The 14069-nt window shown below is 55.5% G+C and carries 12 protein-coding genes; 6 read left to right on the forward strand and 6 right to left on the reverse strand.

What is annotated here, in order from left to right; all coding sequences use genetic code 11:
• Together KHQ28_RS04775 and KHQ28_RS04780 are read left to right on the forward strand one after the other, a co-directional pair.
• The coding region (locus tag KHQ28_RS04775; RefSeq protein WP_211777569.1) for an EAL domain-containing protein at window positions 1-511 on the forward strand (511 nt) is incomplete at its 5' end.
• A 155-nt stretch (window positions 512-666) separates the two neighbouring features.
• Window positions 667-1401 carry a MerR family transcriptional regulator gene (locus KHQ28_RS04780; protein WP_004176830.1) on the forward strand — a complete coding sequence of 245 codons (735 nt, stop codon included), beginning with the start codon at window positions 667-669 and terminating at the stop codon, window positions 1399-1401.
• A 41-nt stretch (window positions 1402-1442) separates the two neighbouring features.
• Here KHQ28_RS04780 and KHQ28_RS04785 read toward each other — a convergent pair whose 3' ends face one another.
• Both KHQ28_RS04785 and KHQ28_RS04790 read right to left on the reverse strand, forming a co-directional pair.
• A complete protein-coding gene (locus KHQ28_RS04785; protein WP_004151695.1) occupies window positions 1443-1997 on the reverse strand; it encodes a helix-turn-helix transcriptional regulator in 555 nt (184 codons plus the stop codon).
• An 81-nt stretch (window positions 1998-2078) separates the two neighbouring features.
• On the reverse strand, window positions 2079-2291 hold the full coding sequence (locus KHQ28_RS04790) for a biofilm development regulator YmgB/AriR family protein (RefSeq protein WP_002895280.1): 213 nt from the start codon (window positions 2289-2291) through the stop codon (window positions 2079-2081).
• Between the two features lie 384 nt (window positions 2292-2675).
• Here KHQ28_RS04790 and KHQ28_RS04795 point away from each other — a divergent pair, with 384 nt between their 5' ends.
• Both KHQ28_RS04795 and KHQ28_RS04800 read left to right on the forward strand, forming a co-directional pair.
• Complete coding sequence (locus KHQ28_RS04795; protein ID WP_032419174.1) at window positions 2676-2822, forward strand: hypothetical protein; 147 nt, start codon at window positions 2676-2678, stop codon at window positions 2820-2822.
• A 204-nt stretch (window positions 2823-3026) separates the two neighbouring features.
• Window positions 3027-3533, forward strand: a complete 507-nt coding sequence (locus KHQ28_RS04800; protein ID WP_004893330.1) for a hypothetical protein — start codon at window positions 3027-3029, stop codon at window positions 3531-3533.
• Between the two features lie 16 nt (window positions 3534-3549).
• On the opposite strand, the gene KHQ28_RS04805 is transcribed toward KHQ28_RS04800, so the two are convergent.
• From KHQ28_RS04805 to KHQ28_RS04815, 3 genes are read right to left on the reverse strand one after another with little or no spacing between them, the layout of a single operon-like run.
• Window positions 3550-4473 (reverse strand): acyltransferase, encoded by a 924-nt coding sequence (locus KHQ28_RS04805; RefSeq protein ID WP_072157842.1) that lies wholly within the window; start codon window positions 4471-4473, stop codon window positions 3550-3552.
• Between the two features lie 38 nt (window positions 4474-4511).
• On the reverse strand, window positions 4512-7577 hold the full coding sequence (locus KHQ28_RS04810) for an efflux RND transporter permease subunit (protein ID WP_032419172.1): 3066 nt from the start codon (window positions 7575-7577) through the stop codon (window positions 4512-4514).
• Window positions 7578-8663: an efflux RND transporter periplasmic adaptor subunit gene (locus KHQ28_RS04815; protein ID WP_004147662.1), complete on the reverse strand. Its 1086-nt coding sequence runs from the start codon at window positions 8661-8663 to the stop codon at window positions 7578-7580.
• A 533-nt stretch (window positions 8664-9196) separates the two neighbouring features.
• Here KHQ28_RS04815 and KHQ28_RS04820 point away from each other — a divergent pair.
• Window positions 9197-9628, forward strand: coding sequence for a universal stress protein (locus KHQ28_RS04820; protein ID WP_019705952.1), 432 nt, complete (start codon window positions 9197-9199; stop codon window positions 9626-9628).
• Between the two features lie 51 nt (window positions 9629-9679).
• Window positions 9680-12367: a cation-transporting P-type ATPase gene (locus KHQ28_RS04825; protein WP_032419171.1), complete on the forward strand. Its 2688-nt coding sequence runs from the start codon at window positions 9680-9682 to the stop codon at window positions 12365-12367.
• A 273-nt stretch (window positions 12368-12640) separates the two neighbouring features.
• Here KHQ28_RS04825 and KHQ28_RS04830 read toward each other — a convergent pair whose 3' ends face one another.
• Complete coding sequence (locus KHQ28_RS04830) at window positions 12641-13924, reverse strand: putative acyl-CoA thioester hydrolase (protein WP_004142122.1); 1284 nt, start codon at window positions 13922-13924, stop codon at window positions 12641-12643.
• Window positions 13925-14069 lie beyond the last annotated feature (145 nt).

Genomic DNA, 14069 nt, shown 5'->3' on the forward strand with positions numbered 1-14069 from the left:
ACGTAATAAGGCGTTAAGCATTAATTTACTGCCGATGACCATGGTCAAAGCGCCGAATGCGGTGGCTTTCCTGCTCGACGAAATTAGTCGCAATGACCTTATTCCGGAGCAGATTATTGTCGAGTTCACTGAGCGGGAAGTGATTTCGCGGATGGACGATTTTACCGATGCGGTGCGCAAACTGAAGGGCGCGGGAATTAATCTTGCCATCGATCACTTCGGCGCCGGGTTTGCCGGGCTATCGCTGCTGGCGCAATACCAACCCGACAGAATTAAAATCGACCATGAGCTGATCCGCAATATCCACCAGGACGGACCGCGCCAGTCGATTGTACAGGCGATTATCAAATGCTGTACTTCTCTGGAGATTGCGGTCTCAGCCGTCGGCGTTGAGCGTGCTGAAGAGTGGATGTGGCTGGAATCAGCCGGTATTTCACAGTTTCAGGGCAATTTGTTCGCCAGCGCGCGCCTGGGGGGCCTACCCGCCGTCGCATGGCCGGAGAAAAAATGAACCACCGCGAAATCAGCTAAACATTTTTTCATCTTTTTTCCCGGGCGCTGTGAGCCGCAACCTGATATCTTTATCTGTACAAGAAAATAGAGTTGTACAGGATGCCTGAATTCGTTAGTTTAGGTATTAAGGTATCAGGTTGATGTGAGGCTGCTATGGCGTTTTACAGTATCGGTGAAGTCGCCGAACGTTGCGGAATCAATCCGGTCACACTGCGCGCCTGGCAGCGTCGTTACGGTCTACTGAAACCGCAGCGTAGCGAAGGCGGGCATCGACAATTTGATGAAGAAGATATCCTGCGTATCGAAGAGATCAAGCGCTGGATAGAGCGCGGTGTATCAGTAGGGAAAGTCAAAGCGCTGCTGGAGGATAACCTGCCGGCGGCGCGCGACGAATCCGCGCATCTTCAGGAAGAGATGATGTCCATTCTGCGTTATATGCAGCCCGCCAGAATCCGCGCCAAATTAATGGCGCTCAGTCATCAACACCCCGTCGACACCCTCATCGATAGCCTGTTAGTGCCGGTACGACAGCGTCTCAAGTTGGATCAGAATACCTCGCTGGTGATTAGCAGTATGCTGGACGGCCTGTTAATTGACTGCGTAGCGTTGTTTCTCGCCGAAGCGCGTAAAAAAAATGGCAAAGAGACGCTGCTGGTGGGCTGGAGCAATGAGGACAGGACGCGTCTGTGGCTGGAGGCATGGCGTCTTTCCCAACGCGGCTGGCATGTCAACGTTCTCGCCGAACCGCTGGAGTCGCCGCGGCCTGAGCTATTTCCCGGGCAGCATATTTTCGTCTGGACCGGACGTGCCGCCACGCCTCTGCAGGAGGAGCTGCTCAGCCACTGGCAGGAGCAGGGCTTCAGCATCCATTTTCACGGCCAAAATTAAGCGCCCCGATCCGTGGTGCGGATCAGGGCTTGAGTGCTGGGTTACAGGTGAATCTGGCTCCAGGATTTGAACGTTTCGCTGCGGCTGATATTAAAAAAATCGGTTCTACCGCTGCAGCCGAGCTTTTTAATCAGATTCAGCCGGATCTGATAAATGGTTTTTATATGCAGGTTTAGCGACCGGCCAATGCTGGCGACTGCTTCGCCATTGCTGATAAGTTGAATAACTTTCTTTTCCCGCTCGGTAAACTGCACCGAGGCGCCTGGCGCCGGATGGGTTTTGTAATAGCGGGTGGGTTGATGCAGAAATATCTTTAACTCTTCCGGCGTCGAGTTGGCCGGTAAGCGCAGCATAGGCAGTTCACTAAGAAAATTAAGATCGTTGCCTTCGGTTAACAGAATAAATAATGTATCCCGCCGATTATAGTTGTGCTGCAGTACCGCGAAATAATTGTCGCTGGTGAAGAAAACATGTTTTTTGCGGAAGTAAGATGCCGGCAGGCTATTCAGGATCAGCGACATCCCATAGAGAAGAAAACCATTATCAAACCACAGATCGTAATGCTCAGAACGATAGCAAGTATTATGGTGTGACATTTTTTTGCCTCAGTTAGCCGATAGAGACCCAGGCGCGCCGGTACAGCAGGTCGAAGCCTGCTGCCAGCACAGTGGATTTATTTAATGATGAGGTTTGCTGTACAGCATATCCAGCGCCTGCAGATAGAGATCGGAAAGTATTTCGTTACTTTCCGTTTGCAGACGATGCTGGATTTCCGTAATCATCCGCTCATTATTTACCGTTCTGTGCTGCTTAATGAGCGTATTCTCAATATTCTTCATCAGGGCCGAATTGAAGACAAACTCTGCTGGAATGGTATTTTTAATATGCATAGCTCGAACTCTCCCACGTATAAAGCAAACAGACAATAAAAGTCGCAGCGTACCGTTGGTACGCGCCAAGTCACGAACAGAAAATGTATAACCAGGAACCACCGTCCGACTCGCTGCGCAATCGTCAAGCTTCCCCGCTTTGTTGCGCAACAAGCAGTTAACACTCCAAAACTATAGACGCTGATTTCACTATGTACAACTTTTTTCATTACTATATGTACAGCGTAACGGCTTATTTTTTGTGTATGTTTTAATTGGTTGATTTATAATGATTTTATTAAGTTATAACTTGTACAGAAAAGTCGGGTTGTGCAGGATTTCGCTGTAAAACCAGCGGGAAGAAGCTGATGATGGTAGAAGAAAGCCAATTGTGAAAATTCTGTCATGGCTGGCGAAATGCATGAAATTGCGCCGACGCGCGAAGGGGTAAACAGCAACGTTGTCGTCGACAGGTGGCTTTCTTCCGCGTCGGACTCTGAGCATAGCGGAAAATATGATGAGGCTTTGTCTGCTTTTTGCACAGTAAGGTAAAGGGGTAACGTCTGCCATGTCGTAAACGGCCCATTCGATTTGTTGGCGAATAAGGGCTGTGCTACGCTTTTTGGTAACGACGCGGCGGTTTGGCATCGTTATCTTTCCCCCATTTCCCTGTCGAGTCTTATACCCCTGTCACGACCGGTAAATACGGCAAAAGCTTTCTGTCCCTGGACAGGCCTTGAGGACTGAGGAGGGAAAATGCGCGGTAAAAGCGTGATGCTCCTGGCCGGGTTAGTCTCTCTCGCGCAGGCGAACGAACTTAACCTCTATTCGGTGAATACCGGTTCCTATGTTTACCATCTGACCAATAATCACGGACAATATACAGAGAATTTCGAAAATCATTTTTTCTCAGTGGAGCGGAAATTCTCTGCAGACTCCAAATACAGCCTTCTGCTTGGCACTATGAATAACAGCTTCAACGATCGCTGCCTGGCGCTGGGGGTGAGAAGAGACTGGTACCACAGCGGCAGCGGGTGGACCTTCAAAGGCGTTTACGGCTATACCGGCGAATTCTTCTTCGACGCCTTCGAGCATTGCGGCGATCATGGCTCCTATAAAGACTTTAAGGACGCCACGGGGATCGGCTTTTCACCCTATATCTACCACGCTATCCAGTATAACTTCACCGATTATTTCGCCGTTGAAAGCGGCATTATTATTCCCAGCGTGTTTGTGATTAGTATCCAGTGGAGCTTCCGCTAAATCGTCCCGTTGTCGGTTACAAGGTAATCACCTTCCTGAGCAGCGTACTGGAGAGCGCGGCAAGGGAAATGAGCACCGACAGGACAAAGGTCAGCGCTATTACCCCCAACTTGGTGGCTAGCGAATGCACAGGGATGAGCATCACCAGCAGGTGAAACACGGAATAGTGGAGGATATAAACTCCGGTCATCGCTTTACTGACCGTCGCCAGCACGGCCTCTTTCCACTCGCGGTTCTTTTTAAACTGCACGGCGTTAGCGGCGATCACCAGCAGGACGATCAGGATATAAATTTGCGATCCCGTGAGAATGAACGCATTACGATCTGCTTTAAACAGGGCGAAGAAGAAATGGCGTTCATAAAACCAGGTAAATAAATAGACAAAGGGCAGGGCGATAATCGACCCTTTAATCACCTGTGGGTTGCGTATCCACCCCGCGACCTTTGGATCGTTAAACAACTGCCCGGTTAAATAAAACAGTAGCCATGTCCACAGGCGATACTGCGGCGGCAAACTGAAAAGATGTCTGTCCGGGTAGATCACCGAGAGCAGGTCGTAACCGTAGGAGCAGCACAGCAGCGTCAGGAGCACGGCGAAAAAGAGCCCGCGCCGCTGGCTGAGCCAGGCGATCAAAGGATGAAAGGTATAGATGACAATCAGGGCGAAAATAAACCAGGGCTGGATCAGGTAGCCGCGCTGGTAAGGCTCCCAGACATAATAGACCGTCACCCAAAACAGAAAGACGATGACCACGCTTTTAATTTTACCAATTTGCCAGTTGGCATCGTGGCGCGTCTGCGCATCAAGATAGCCGGCCACGACAAAAAACAGCGGCGTCGCGATGGTCGAGATAAAGGTCAGCAGCCCGAGGATCCAGTGATAGTCATAATCAAAGCGATCCCAGGTGTTATAGATGGTGAAAAAGGTCACCGCTGTCATACAGCCTAATGTCTTGATAATGCTCAGACCGGTACTGTTCATCGTTGAGGCGTCATATCCTTATGGTGAAAGCAGGCGTAAATCACCGGCAGAACCAGCAGCGTCAGCACGGTGGCAAAGGCGAGGCCGAACATGATCACCACCGCCATACTCTGGAAAAAGACATCGCGCAGCAGCGGGGCCAGGCCAAGTACGGTGGTGAAGGCGGTCAGCAGGATCGGCCGCAGACGAGAGGTTGCCGCATCAATAATAGCTTGTCGTTGATCTTTCTCCTGTTTTTGTTGCTCTATCTCTTCTACCAGCACAATGCCGTTACGGATCAGCATACCGCTCAGGCTGAGCAAGCCGATTAAGGCCATAAAGCCGAAGGGGATGCCGGTAAGCAGAAAGCCGGGTGTGACCCCGATCAGCGCCAGCGGAACGGTCAGCCAGATGGCGACGGCGTTTTTCAGCGAACTGAACATCAGCACCGTTATGATAAACATCACCAGATAGCCAAGCGGCAGGGTTGTAAACAGTCCCTGCTGCGCCTCACTGGAGTTCTCGGCATCGCCGCCCCATTCGATACGGTAGCCGTGGGGCAGCGGCAGTGCGTCAATGCGCGGTTTCACCCGCGCGAGAATATCACCCGAGGTTTGGCCGCTTAGCGGGCTGGGGTCGGTCTGGACCGTCAGCACCCGGGTACGATCCCGGCGGAGGATCAACGGATCTTCCCACTCCAGGGCGAAACCATTGATGACGTTACTCAGCGGGATATATTGCTGGCGACTCTGGCTCCAGACCAGCACATTATTCAGATGGTTGGCATCCTGACGTTCTGCTTCCGGCGGCCGGACGATCACTGGCAGCAGATCGGCCCCTTCACGATATAACCCGGCGCGACTCCCGGAGAAATTCATCTCCAGCGCGTTATCAATATCCTGTTTATCCACCCCCAGCTCGCGTCCCAGCGCCGGGGAATACTGCGGGCGGATCACTTTGCTGCGGTTCTGCCAGTCATTACGCACGCTGTCGGTCGCCGGGTCTGCGGCGAGGATATCGCCTACCTGACTCGCCAGCGCGCGCAGCGTATCCGGGTCTGGGCCCTTAATGCGCACCTCAATCGCGCTATCCCCGGAGGGCCCGAACATAATGCGTTTGGTGCTGGCGTTAACCTGCGGGTAGTTTCTGGCAATCCAGTCCTCCACGTGGCGGGTGACAGGGGCGATGCCGCGTTGATCATCCATCCGCACCATAATCTGCGCGTAGTTGCTGTACTGGCGCTGCCCGCTGTAGGTGAGAATGAAACGCATACTGCCCTGGCCGATGGTGGAGACGGTGGTGGCCACCCCCGGCTGACCGGCTATCGACCGCTCGATATCCCGGGTCATCTTCTCCGTGGCGTTTATATCGGTACCGTAGGGTAGCCACAGGTCGACAAAGAATATAGGCGTATTCGATGACGGAAAAAAATTCTGCCGAACAAAGGTAAAGCCCCAGATCGCTCCGGCTAACAGCGCACCCATCAGCACCAGGGTCAGGGTCTTTTGCTGCAGCAGTATTCGCAGCGCCTGCTGATAGCCACGGTAAAAGCTGCCGCGGTAAGGATCGGCCTTTTCCTCCGCGGCGGCGGCCGACGGGGCGTTTTTAAACAGCCACCACTTAATAAGCACCGGGGTGATGGTCAGAGCGGAAAACCAGCTCAGCATCAGGGAGATCAGCAGCACCTGGAACAGCGATTTGCAATACTCCCCGGTAGAGTCCTGGGAAAGGCCAATCGGCGCGAAGGCGAGGATGGCGATGATCGTCGCGCCAAGCAGCGGCAGGGCAGAGCGACGGATCACATAGTTAATCGCGCCCAGCAGCGGAGAGCCTTGCTGACGGGCGATGAGCACCCCTTCGACAATCACAATGGCATTGTCCACCAACATACTCAGGGCGATGATTAGCGCTCCGAGAGAGATCCGTTGTAGTTCGATCCCCCAGATATACATGATAAGCAGGGTGCCGAGAACGTTGAGCGCCAGCGACAGAGCAATAATAATCCCGCTGCGCACCCCCATAAATACCAGCAGCACGCCGACGACAATCGCCAGGGCCATCAGAAAATTGGTAATAAAGCCATTGACCGAGTGGGCGACCTCAGCTGCCTGATCGTAAAAAATAGCGATGTTGATGCCCGCCGGTTTGTCGGCGGCCATCTGCTGGAGGCGGGCCTCGAGAGCGTGGCCGACGTCAATAACGTTGACGCCAGGGATAAAAGAAACTCCCATGGTCACCGCCTGGCGCCCGTTGGCATGATAGATACTGGCCGGCGAGTCGGTTAGCCCGCGCGACAGCGTAGCAATATCCCGCAGTCGGGTGGTGGCGCTGGCGCCGTGAGGGCTGACCAGTAGATCTCCCAGCTCATCGATGCTCTGAAACTCACCGGTGGGGTGGAGGCGGATCGATTCGCTGCCAACGCGGATCTCCCCGGCGCTGGACACCACGTTGAGTCGGGCCAGGATTGCGGCGAGCTGGTTGAGGGTGATCCCGCGCGCCGCCATCTTCGCCAGCGAGATATCCACATTGATCTGCTGCGGAATGACGCCGCCGATAGCGACTTTACCGACCCCCGGCACCAGCACCAGCTCCCGGCGCAACTGTTCGGCATAGCGCACCAGCTCCGGGTTGGTAAAACTGTCGCCCGAGATAGCGAAGAAAAAGCCAAACACATCGCCAAAGTCATCGTTGACGAAAGGGGGGACTACGCCAGGGGGGAAAAGGCGGCTGGCGTCACCGACCCGGCGACGTAGCTCATCCCAGATTTGCGGCAGCTCGCTGGAATGGTACTGCGAAGCAATATTCACCGTAATTTGCGATAAGCCATTCGAGGAGATGGAGCTGACGTTATCCAGCGAGGGAAGCTGCTGAATCGCGTTTTCCAGCGGCAGGGTAACCTCCTCTTCCACCTGCTGAGCAGACGCGCCAGGGTAGTGGGTGACGATCACCGCCGTTTTGATGGTGAAGGCGGGATCTTCCAGGCGGCCGATATTGAGCAGGGCGAACAGGCCACCCACCCCTAACAGCAAAATGGCTAACCAGACGCGGGTCGGGTTGTTAATAAACTGACGGGAAATATCCATTTATAATCCTCGTTCACGCGTCCAGACCCGCACCGGCTGCCCGGCATGCAGCTCGCTCACGCCCGCCGCAACCACCTGTTCACCCGCGCGGAGACCGTCGGTGATCGCCACTCCCTGCGAAGTCACCTCGCCGACGGTGACCTTACGCTCCTCAAGATATCGATGCGCGTTATCGCCTTTCACCACCCAGACTACCGGCTCGTTCTTTGGCCGGTTATCGGGGTTAAACACCGCCTCCGCTGGCACAATGAGGGTTTCCCGCCCGGCGCTGGCCGGTAAATTGCCGAGATTGACCGTCACGGTGCCGCTGACCCCGCCGACGGCGGGAAAATCATCTGGCCGCGGCATGGTTAACACGATCTGCCAGGTGAGGGTGCTATTGTCGCTGCTGCCGGTATGCTCTTTGTATTCCGCGGTAAACTCGCGGCCCGGCAGGGTATTGATCCTGACGACGGGACGGTAGGCGGTATTGCGGATATCCAGGGAGGTGAACAGATTTTCGGGAATGCTGAAGACCACATCCAGCAGGTCGGTCCGCGTCAGGGTGATCACCGGTTGGCCGGCGGCGACCACCTGATGGTTGCGGATATGCACGCCGGCGGCAATCCCGCTAAAGGGCGCGATGAGGCTCATTTGCGCCAGCTCTTCGCGAGCGATTTTTAAGGCCGCATTGGCGGCATCGCGATTGGCGCGCTGCACGTCCATCTCCGCCTGGGAAATCGCCTGGCGCCCGGCCAGAGTCTGGAAGCGGTCGAACTGACGCTGGGCGAGAGTGGCCGCCGTTTGCCGCTCATTGACCCGTTGCTGGGCCTCGCGGGCATTCAGGCGCGCCAGCGTTTGCCCCTGGGCGACGCTTGCCCCCTGACGAATATCTAGCGACTCCACCTGGCCACCCCGCTTAAACGACAGTTCGGTGGAATCGCCAGACTCAATGCGTGCCGGAAACGTTCGCTGCTGGGTATTGCCCACGGCGGTCACCTGCGCCACTTTAACCATGCGCGGGGCGGACTCGACGGTGGGTGCTTTCTGATCGCAAGCGGTTGTAAATATAATAACAACCGGGATGAGAGAAAAATAACGGTTCACAATATTCCCCTCAGATTCAGGATTTATTTTACATTTTTATTACATGGCGCCTGCTTATTCTGCGAGAGCGGCGACGACCAGATAAGTGAAGAGCCCCACCGCTGTGCAGGCGACAATGGCCAGCGCGACAAACAAACCCAGGCGTAACAGGCTATAACCCAACATAATTTCCTCCCTTTACTCCCATCCGAACCGTGAATGTCATTTAATTCGGCCCCCACTGTGACCACCGGACATTCGGAGCGGCATGCCTGCTTGTAATCAGCATAGTCGGAGAAAATATGAAGTGTTAAAAAAGAGAATGCCGCGAGCGTTGGCGGCATTGAGGGGAAAGCGCAGGAGATCTGCAGGGAATATGCGGTTTTTATAATATTTTTCAGTCTATTAATCCGCCATTTTCTAATGTTAATTTTCCTGTGCTACGTTTAATAACATCTATTCCGCTCGCCGCTTCTGTTGTTGAGATTTCGTTCCTCCCCAAGTAAGGGGCTATTCATCACTACGCATTGTATTGGTAATAAAAGGATTATCTCATGTATAAAAATATCGTTGTTCCCGTTGACGTGTTTGATGCAGGCCTGGCCGACAAAGCGCTCTCTCATGCGAAATTCCTCGCCCAACATTCTGCCGGGCAAATTCATCTTATCCATGTTATTCCGGCCTTTTCTCCTGTATTAACCCGCGGATTTATCTCTGATGCCCGAAAGATGGAAGACCATTTGCTTAATACCGCTAAGGAAAAGCTGAGCGAGCTGGTGAAGAAAAATGGGCTTGCGGAAGACGCCAGCCATCTTTATGTGCGCAGTGGCAATGTTCGCGATCAAGTGATTGTCCTGGCCGATGAGCTGAAAGCGGATGTGGTGATTGTCGGTTCGCGCAATCCGGGGATCCAGACTCATTTGCTGGGCTCGGAAGCGGCCAATATCGTGCGCTATGCCCATGTACCAGTGTTCGTTGTGCGCTGATGATGGCGGGATGTCGCCCTGACTTCCGCTTCAGAAATCGAGGGAAAGAGTATGAATACAGATAAACCGGGGGCGCCCTATTATCAGCGCTCCGTCGAGGAGACTCTCGCCAGCGTGCAGAGTTCGCCGGAAGGGATTAGCGGAACAGAGGCGGCTACGCGCCTGCAGCAGTATGGCGAAAACGCCCTGCCGCAGAAGCCGGGTAAACCCGCCTGGCTGCGTTTTATTGCGCATTTTAACGATGTGCTGATCTACGTCCTGCTGGCGGCAGCGTTGCTCAAGGCGGTGATGGGCCATTGGATCGACATGGCGGTGATCCTCGCCGTGGCGGTGGTCAATGCGCTGATCGGCTTCATTCAGGAGAGTAATGCGGAAAAATCGCTGCAGAGTATCCGCAATATGCTGTCCAGCGAGGCGGTGGCGATCCGTCAGGGCAACCATGAAACCATCCCCACCACCTCGCTGGTACCTGGCGATATCGTGGTGATCCGCGCCGGCGACCGTATCCCCGCCGATCTACGGGTGATTGAGGCGCACAACCTGCGGGTGGAAGAGGCGATCCTCACCGGCGAGTCGACGGTGGTGGAAAAAACCACCGAGCCGCTAAGCGGCGATTTACCGCTCGGCGATCGCAGCAACCTGTTGTTTTCCGGGACCACCGTTAGCTCAGGGGCGGGAAAAGGGATCGTGGTGGCCACCGGCGGCAATACCGAGCTGGGCCATATCAACCAAATGATGGCGGGCATTGAGAAACACCGCACGCCGCTGCTGGTGCAAATGGACAAGCTGGGCAAAGCCATCTTTATCCTTATTCTGGTGATGATGGCGGCGCTGTTCGTCTTTAGCCTGCTGTTCCGCGATATGCCGGTCTCCGAACTGATGCTGTCGTTGATTAGCCTCGCGGTGGCATCGGTCCCGGAAGGGTTGCCGGCGATTATCTCGATTATTCTGTCGCTCGGCGTACAGGCGATGGCCCGTCAGAAAGCGATTATCCGCAAGCTGCCGACGGTGGAAACCCTCGGCGCGATGACGGTTATCTGCTCGGATAAAACCGGGACCCTGACCATGAACGAAATGACGGTGAAGGCGGTGATCACTGCCGACAGCGTCTATCGGGTGGAAGGGGATAGCTATGAGCCGGTCGGTAAGATCCACGCCATTGACGATCCGACGCCGGTCACGATCGCGCCCGGCTCGCTGTTCGAGCGCTATCTGCGCACCATCGATCTGTGTAACGACAGCCAGCTTATCAAAGAGGAGAGCGGGCTGTGGAAAATCACCGGCGGCCCGACCGAGGGGGCGCTGAAGGTGCTGGCGGCGAAGGTCACTCTGCCGCCGCTGACCAGCGAACTGCGCAGTAAAATTCCTTTTGATTCGCAATATAAATACATGTCGACCCTCTACCGGCTGGGTGAAGAGGAGGTAGTGCTGGTCACTGGCGCGCCGGATGTCCTGTTCCGCCTGTGCCAGTATCAGCAGAGCGACAGCGGATTGCAGCCGCTGGATATCCCGTACTGGGAAGGCAAAATTGAAGAGTACGCCCGGGAAGGGCTACGGATGGTGGCCGCAGCCTGGAAGCCGGCTGCCGCAGGCCAGACCGAACTGACCCATCAGGATCTGCAGCAAGGGGTGATTTTGCTAGGGGTCGCCGGGATGATGGATCCGCCGCGTCCGGAGGCCATCACGGCGATTGCCGACTGCCTGCAGGCCGGGATCCGCGTGAAGATGATCACCGGCGACCACCCGCAAACGGCGATGAGCATCGGCAAGATGCTGGGGATTGGCAATGCGGGAAATGCCATTACCGGACGCGAGCTGGAGGTGATGGACGACGCGCAGCTGAGCGTAGCCGCGCAGCAGTTTGATATCTTCGCCCGCACCAGCCCGGAAGATAAGTTCCGCCTGGTGCAGGCTCTGCAGAGTAAGAAAGAAATTGTTGGAATGACCGGCGATGGGGTGAACGATGCCCCGGCGTTGAAGCAGGCTGACGTCGGCGTGGCGATGGGGATCAAGGGGACCGAGGTGACCAAGGAGGCCGCCGATATGGTGCTGACCGATGATAACTTCGCCACCATCGCCAGCGCAGTCCGCGAGGGGCGCCGGGTGTATGACAACCTGAAGAAAACCATTCTCTTCGTCATGCCGACCAACCTTGCCCAGGGGTTACTGATCGTGATCGCGCTGCTGGCGGGCAACGTACTGCCGCTCACGCCGGTGTTGATCCTGTGGATGAACATGGCCACCTCCGCCACGCTGTCGTTTGGCCTGGCGTTTGAAGCCGGTGAGAAAAATATTATGCGGCGGCCGCCGCGCGATCCGAAAATTCACGTGATGGACGGCTTTGCCATCTGGCGCGTAGCGTTTGTGGGGTCAATGATTGCGGTCAGCGCCTTTATTCTCGAAGCCTGGCTGCAGCCGCGCGGCTATTCGCCGGAGTTTATTCGTACCGTGCTGTTGCAGACTCTGGTCACCGCCCAGTGGTTCTATATGCTGAACTGCCGCGTATCGGATGGATTCTCGTTAACCAAAGGTCTGCTGGCCAACAAAGGGATCTGGATCGTCAGCGGCGTACTGCTGCTGCTACAGCTGCTGATTATCTACGCGCCTTTTATGCAGATGCTGTTCGGCACCACCGGGCTGCCGTTCCGCTACTGGGTGATCACCTTTATCATCGGCTTCGCCATGTTCCTGATCGTGGAACTGGAAAAACCGCTGACCCGCAAATGGCGTTCCGCCTGACGGCGTGAAGCGCTGAACGAAAAAGAAAAGAGGGGGCATCGCCCCCTCTCTGGCTGACGACAAACCTGTTTCGTCATTGTGCTCGCATTTCTGCCGGGTGGCGACTTTCGCCTTACCCGGCCTACGAAAGACTTCAATATCAAACCGTTATGCAGTTATCTGTAGGGCCGCGCAAGCGCAGCGCCGCCGGGCAATTCCTGAAGATTGCACGTTGTCAGCAGTTTGAGAGAGGGCATCGCCCTCTCTTTTATTATGGTTCACGCTTGTTGCGCTTTACTGTTTCGGCTCGGCGACCACGGTGCTTCCCACGCCGCGGTTATTGTACTCCCACATGCGGTTGAAGCCGTTGTCGTTGAGGTTGCGCTGCAGATTGCCTTTGTCATCGGCGCTGCCGGTGTTGCCGCTGAACGGGCGGCCGGAGCCTACCGCCGCCGCCCACGGCTGGGCAATATTAAAGCCTTCATTGATAGCGCTGTCGCGGATCACCACCTGGCCGTTGCTGTTGCCATCGACGTCCAGCGCGCGGCCGAGCTGCGCGACGTTATCCCCGGAGGCGGTGAAGCGGCTGTTGGTCGCCAGGAAGCCGTAGGTCACGCTCTTCAGAGTAGCCGGCGCGAAGACGTAGGCCTCTTTCTGGGTACGGGAATTCACCACGCGGAAATCGGTGTTATCAAACACCACCGCGCCGCGGCCGGAAACGATATCCACATCGCCTTCAATGTAGCTGTTGGTCACCAGGGTGCGGGTCTGACGGTTGTCCTGCAGACGGTTTTGCACGCCGCTGTTGGTCACGAAGAAGGTGTTCTGACGGCCAAGAATATTGACCTTATTGATCTGCACCTGGTCGCCATCGCTGCGCAATGCCACCGCCTGGTGGGTACCGGCGTCAACGCTGTCGCCGAGGTTGTTGGCGATGGTCAGGTTCTGCAGCTGCAGACCATTATTCTGTGACCAGAAGACTGCGGAACACATTACGCCGACGGTCGCCGCGGATTTGCTTTGGCAACTGTCGAACATATACCACGCCGGTTTACCCGGCATATATTTACCGCCTGGATTGACCAGACGACGCCAGGTGTTGCGATCCATCTCGGAATCAATGGCTTCGCTGATTTTCACGTCGATTGGCTTATCGCCAGTACCATACAGGGTCAGGGCGCCCGGCGCCGCCGGAACGTAGACGGTTCCCGGGTACTCGCCCGGCATAATCGCGATATACAGACGACGGTTAGAGTGACGGGCAATTGCGGCATCCACCGCCGCCTGAATGGTGGTATGGGTTACGCCCTGGGTTCCCGCAGGGCCGACGATAAAGTCAGGCTGCGCCGGCAGGCTGATAGCAGACGGCGTCCAGGCGGCGGCGTTGGGAGCCAGCGACTGGAAATAGGCCGCCGGCGTGAAGTTTTTCGCTTCTTCGGCGTTGAGTATGGGACGCGCGGTAGTGCCCGGTGCAGTCTGCGTTGAGGGCTGTTGATCGGCAGGCGTCGAGCTACAGGCGGACAGCGTCACGCCGAAGGCCAGCGCCAGCGCCAGACGGGAAACGGAATATGTGTTCATGTTGCTCCGGGCAAAATTAAGCGTAGTGAAATACCCCGGCTGAGACGCCAGGGTATAAGTCCTTTAAAACCTGCTGTTTTATACTAACTTGAACGAAACGGGAAGACGTGGACGGAAAAACTTACCGTCTTTACGCAACGCGCAG

It is taken from the genome of Klebsiella sp. 28 (assembly GCF_018223905.1).
Lineage (GTDB): Bacteria > Pseudomonadota > Gammaproteobacteria > Enterobacterales > Enterobacteriaceae > Klebsiella > Klebsiella pneumoniae.

What these genes read in the sequence shown, in the direction of transcription:
- KHQ28_RS04780 (WP_004176830.1), top strand. Translation starts at nt 667, where the DNA reads ATGGCGTTTTACAGTATCGGTGAAGTCGCCGAACGTTGCGGAATCAAT.
- KHQ28_RS04785 (WP_004151695.1), bottom strand. Translation starts at nt 1,997, where the DNA reads ATGTCACACCATAATACTTGCTATCGTTCTGAGCATTACGATCTGTGG.
- KHQ28_RS04790 (WP_002895280.1), bottom strand. Translation starts at nt 2,291, where the DNA reads ATGCATATTAAAAATACCATTCCAGCAGAGTTTGTCTTCAATTCGGCC.
- KHQ28_RS04795 (WP_032419174.1), top strand. Translation starts at nt 2,676, where the DNA reads ATGGCTGGCGAAATGCATGAAATTGCGCCGACGCGCGAAGGGGTAAAC.
- KHQ28_RS04800 (WP_004893330.1), top strand. Translation starts at nt 3,027, where the DNA reads ATGCGCGGTAAAAGCGTGATGCTCCTGGCCGGGTTAGTCTCTCTCGCG.
- KHQ28_RS04805 (WP_072157842.1), bottom strand. Translation starts at nt 4,473, where the DNA reads ATGACAGCGGTGACCTTTTTCACCATCTATAACACCTGGGATCGCTTT.
- KHQ28_RS04810 (WP_032419172.1), bottom strand. Translation starts at nt 7,577, where the DNA reads ATGGATATTTCCCGTCAGTTTATTAACAACCCGACCCGCGTCTGGTTA.
- KHQ28_RS04820 (WP_019705952.1), top strand. Translation starts at nt 9,197, where the DNA reads ATGTATAAAAATATCGTTGTTCCCGTTGACGTGTTTGATGCAGGCCTG.
- KHQ28_RS04825 (WP_032419171.1), top strand. Translation starts at nt 9,680, where the DNA reads ATGAATACAGATAAACCGGGGGCGCCCTATTATCAGCGCTCCGTCGAG.
- KHQ28_RS04830 (WP_004142122.1), bottom strand. Translation starts at nt 13,924, where the DNA reads ATGAACACATATTCCGTTTCCCGTCTGGCGCTGGCGCTGGCCTTCGGC.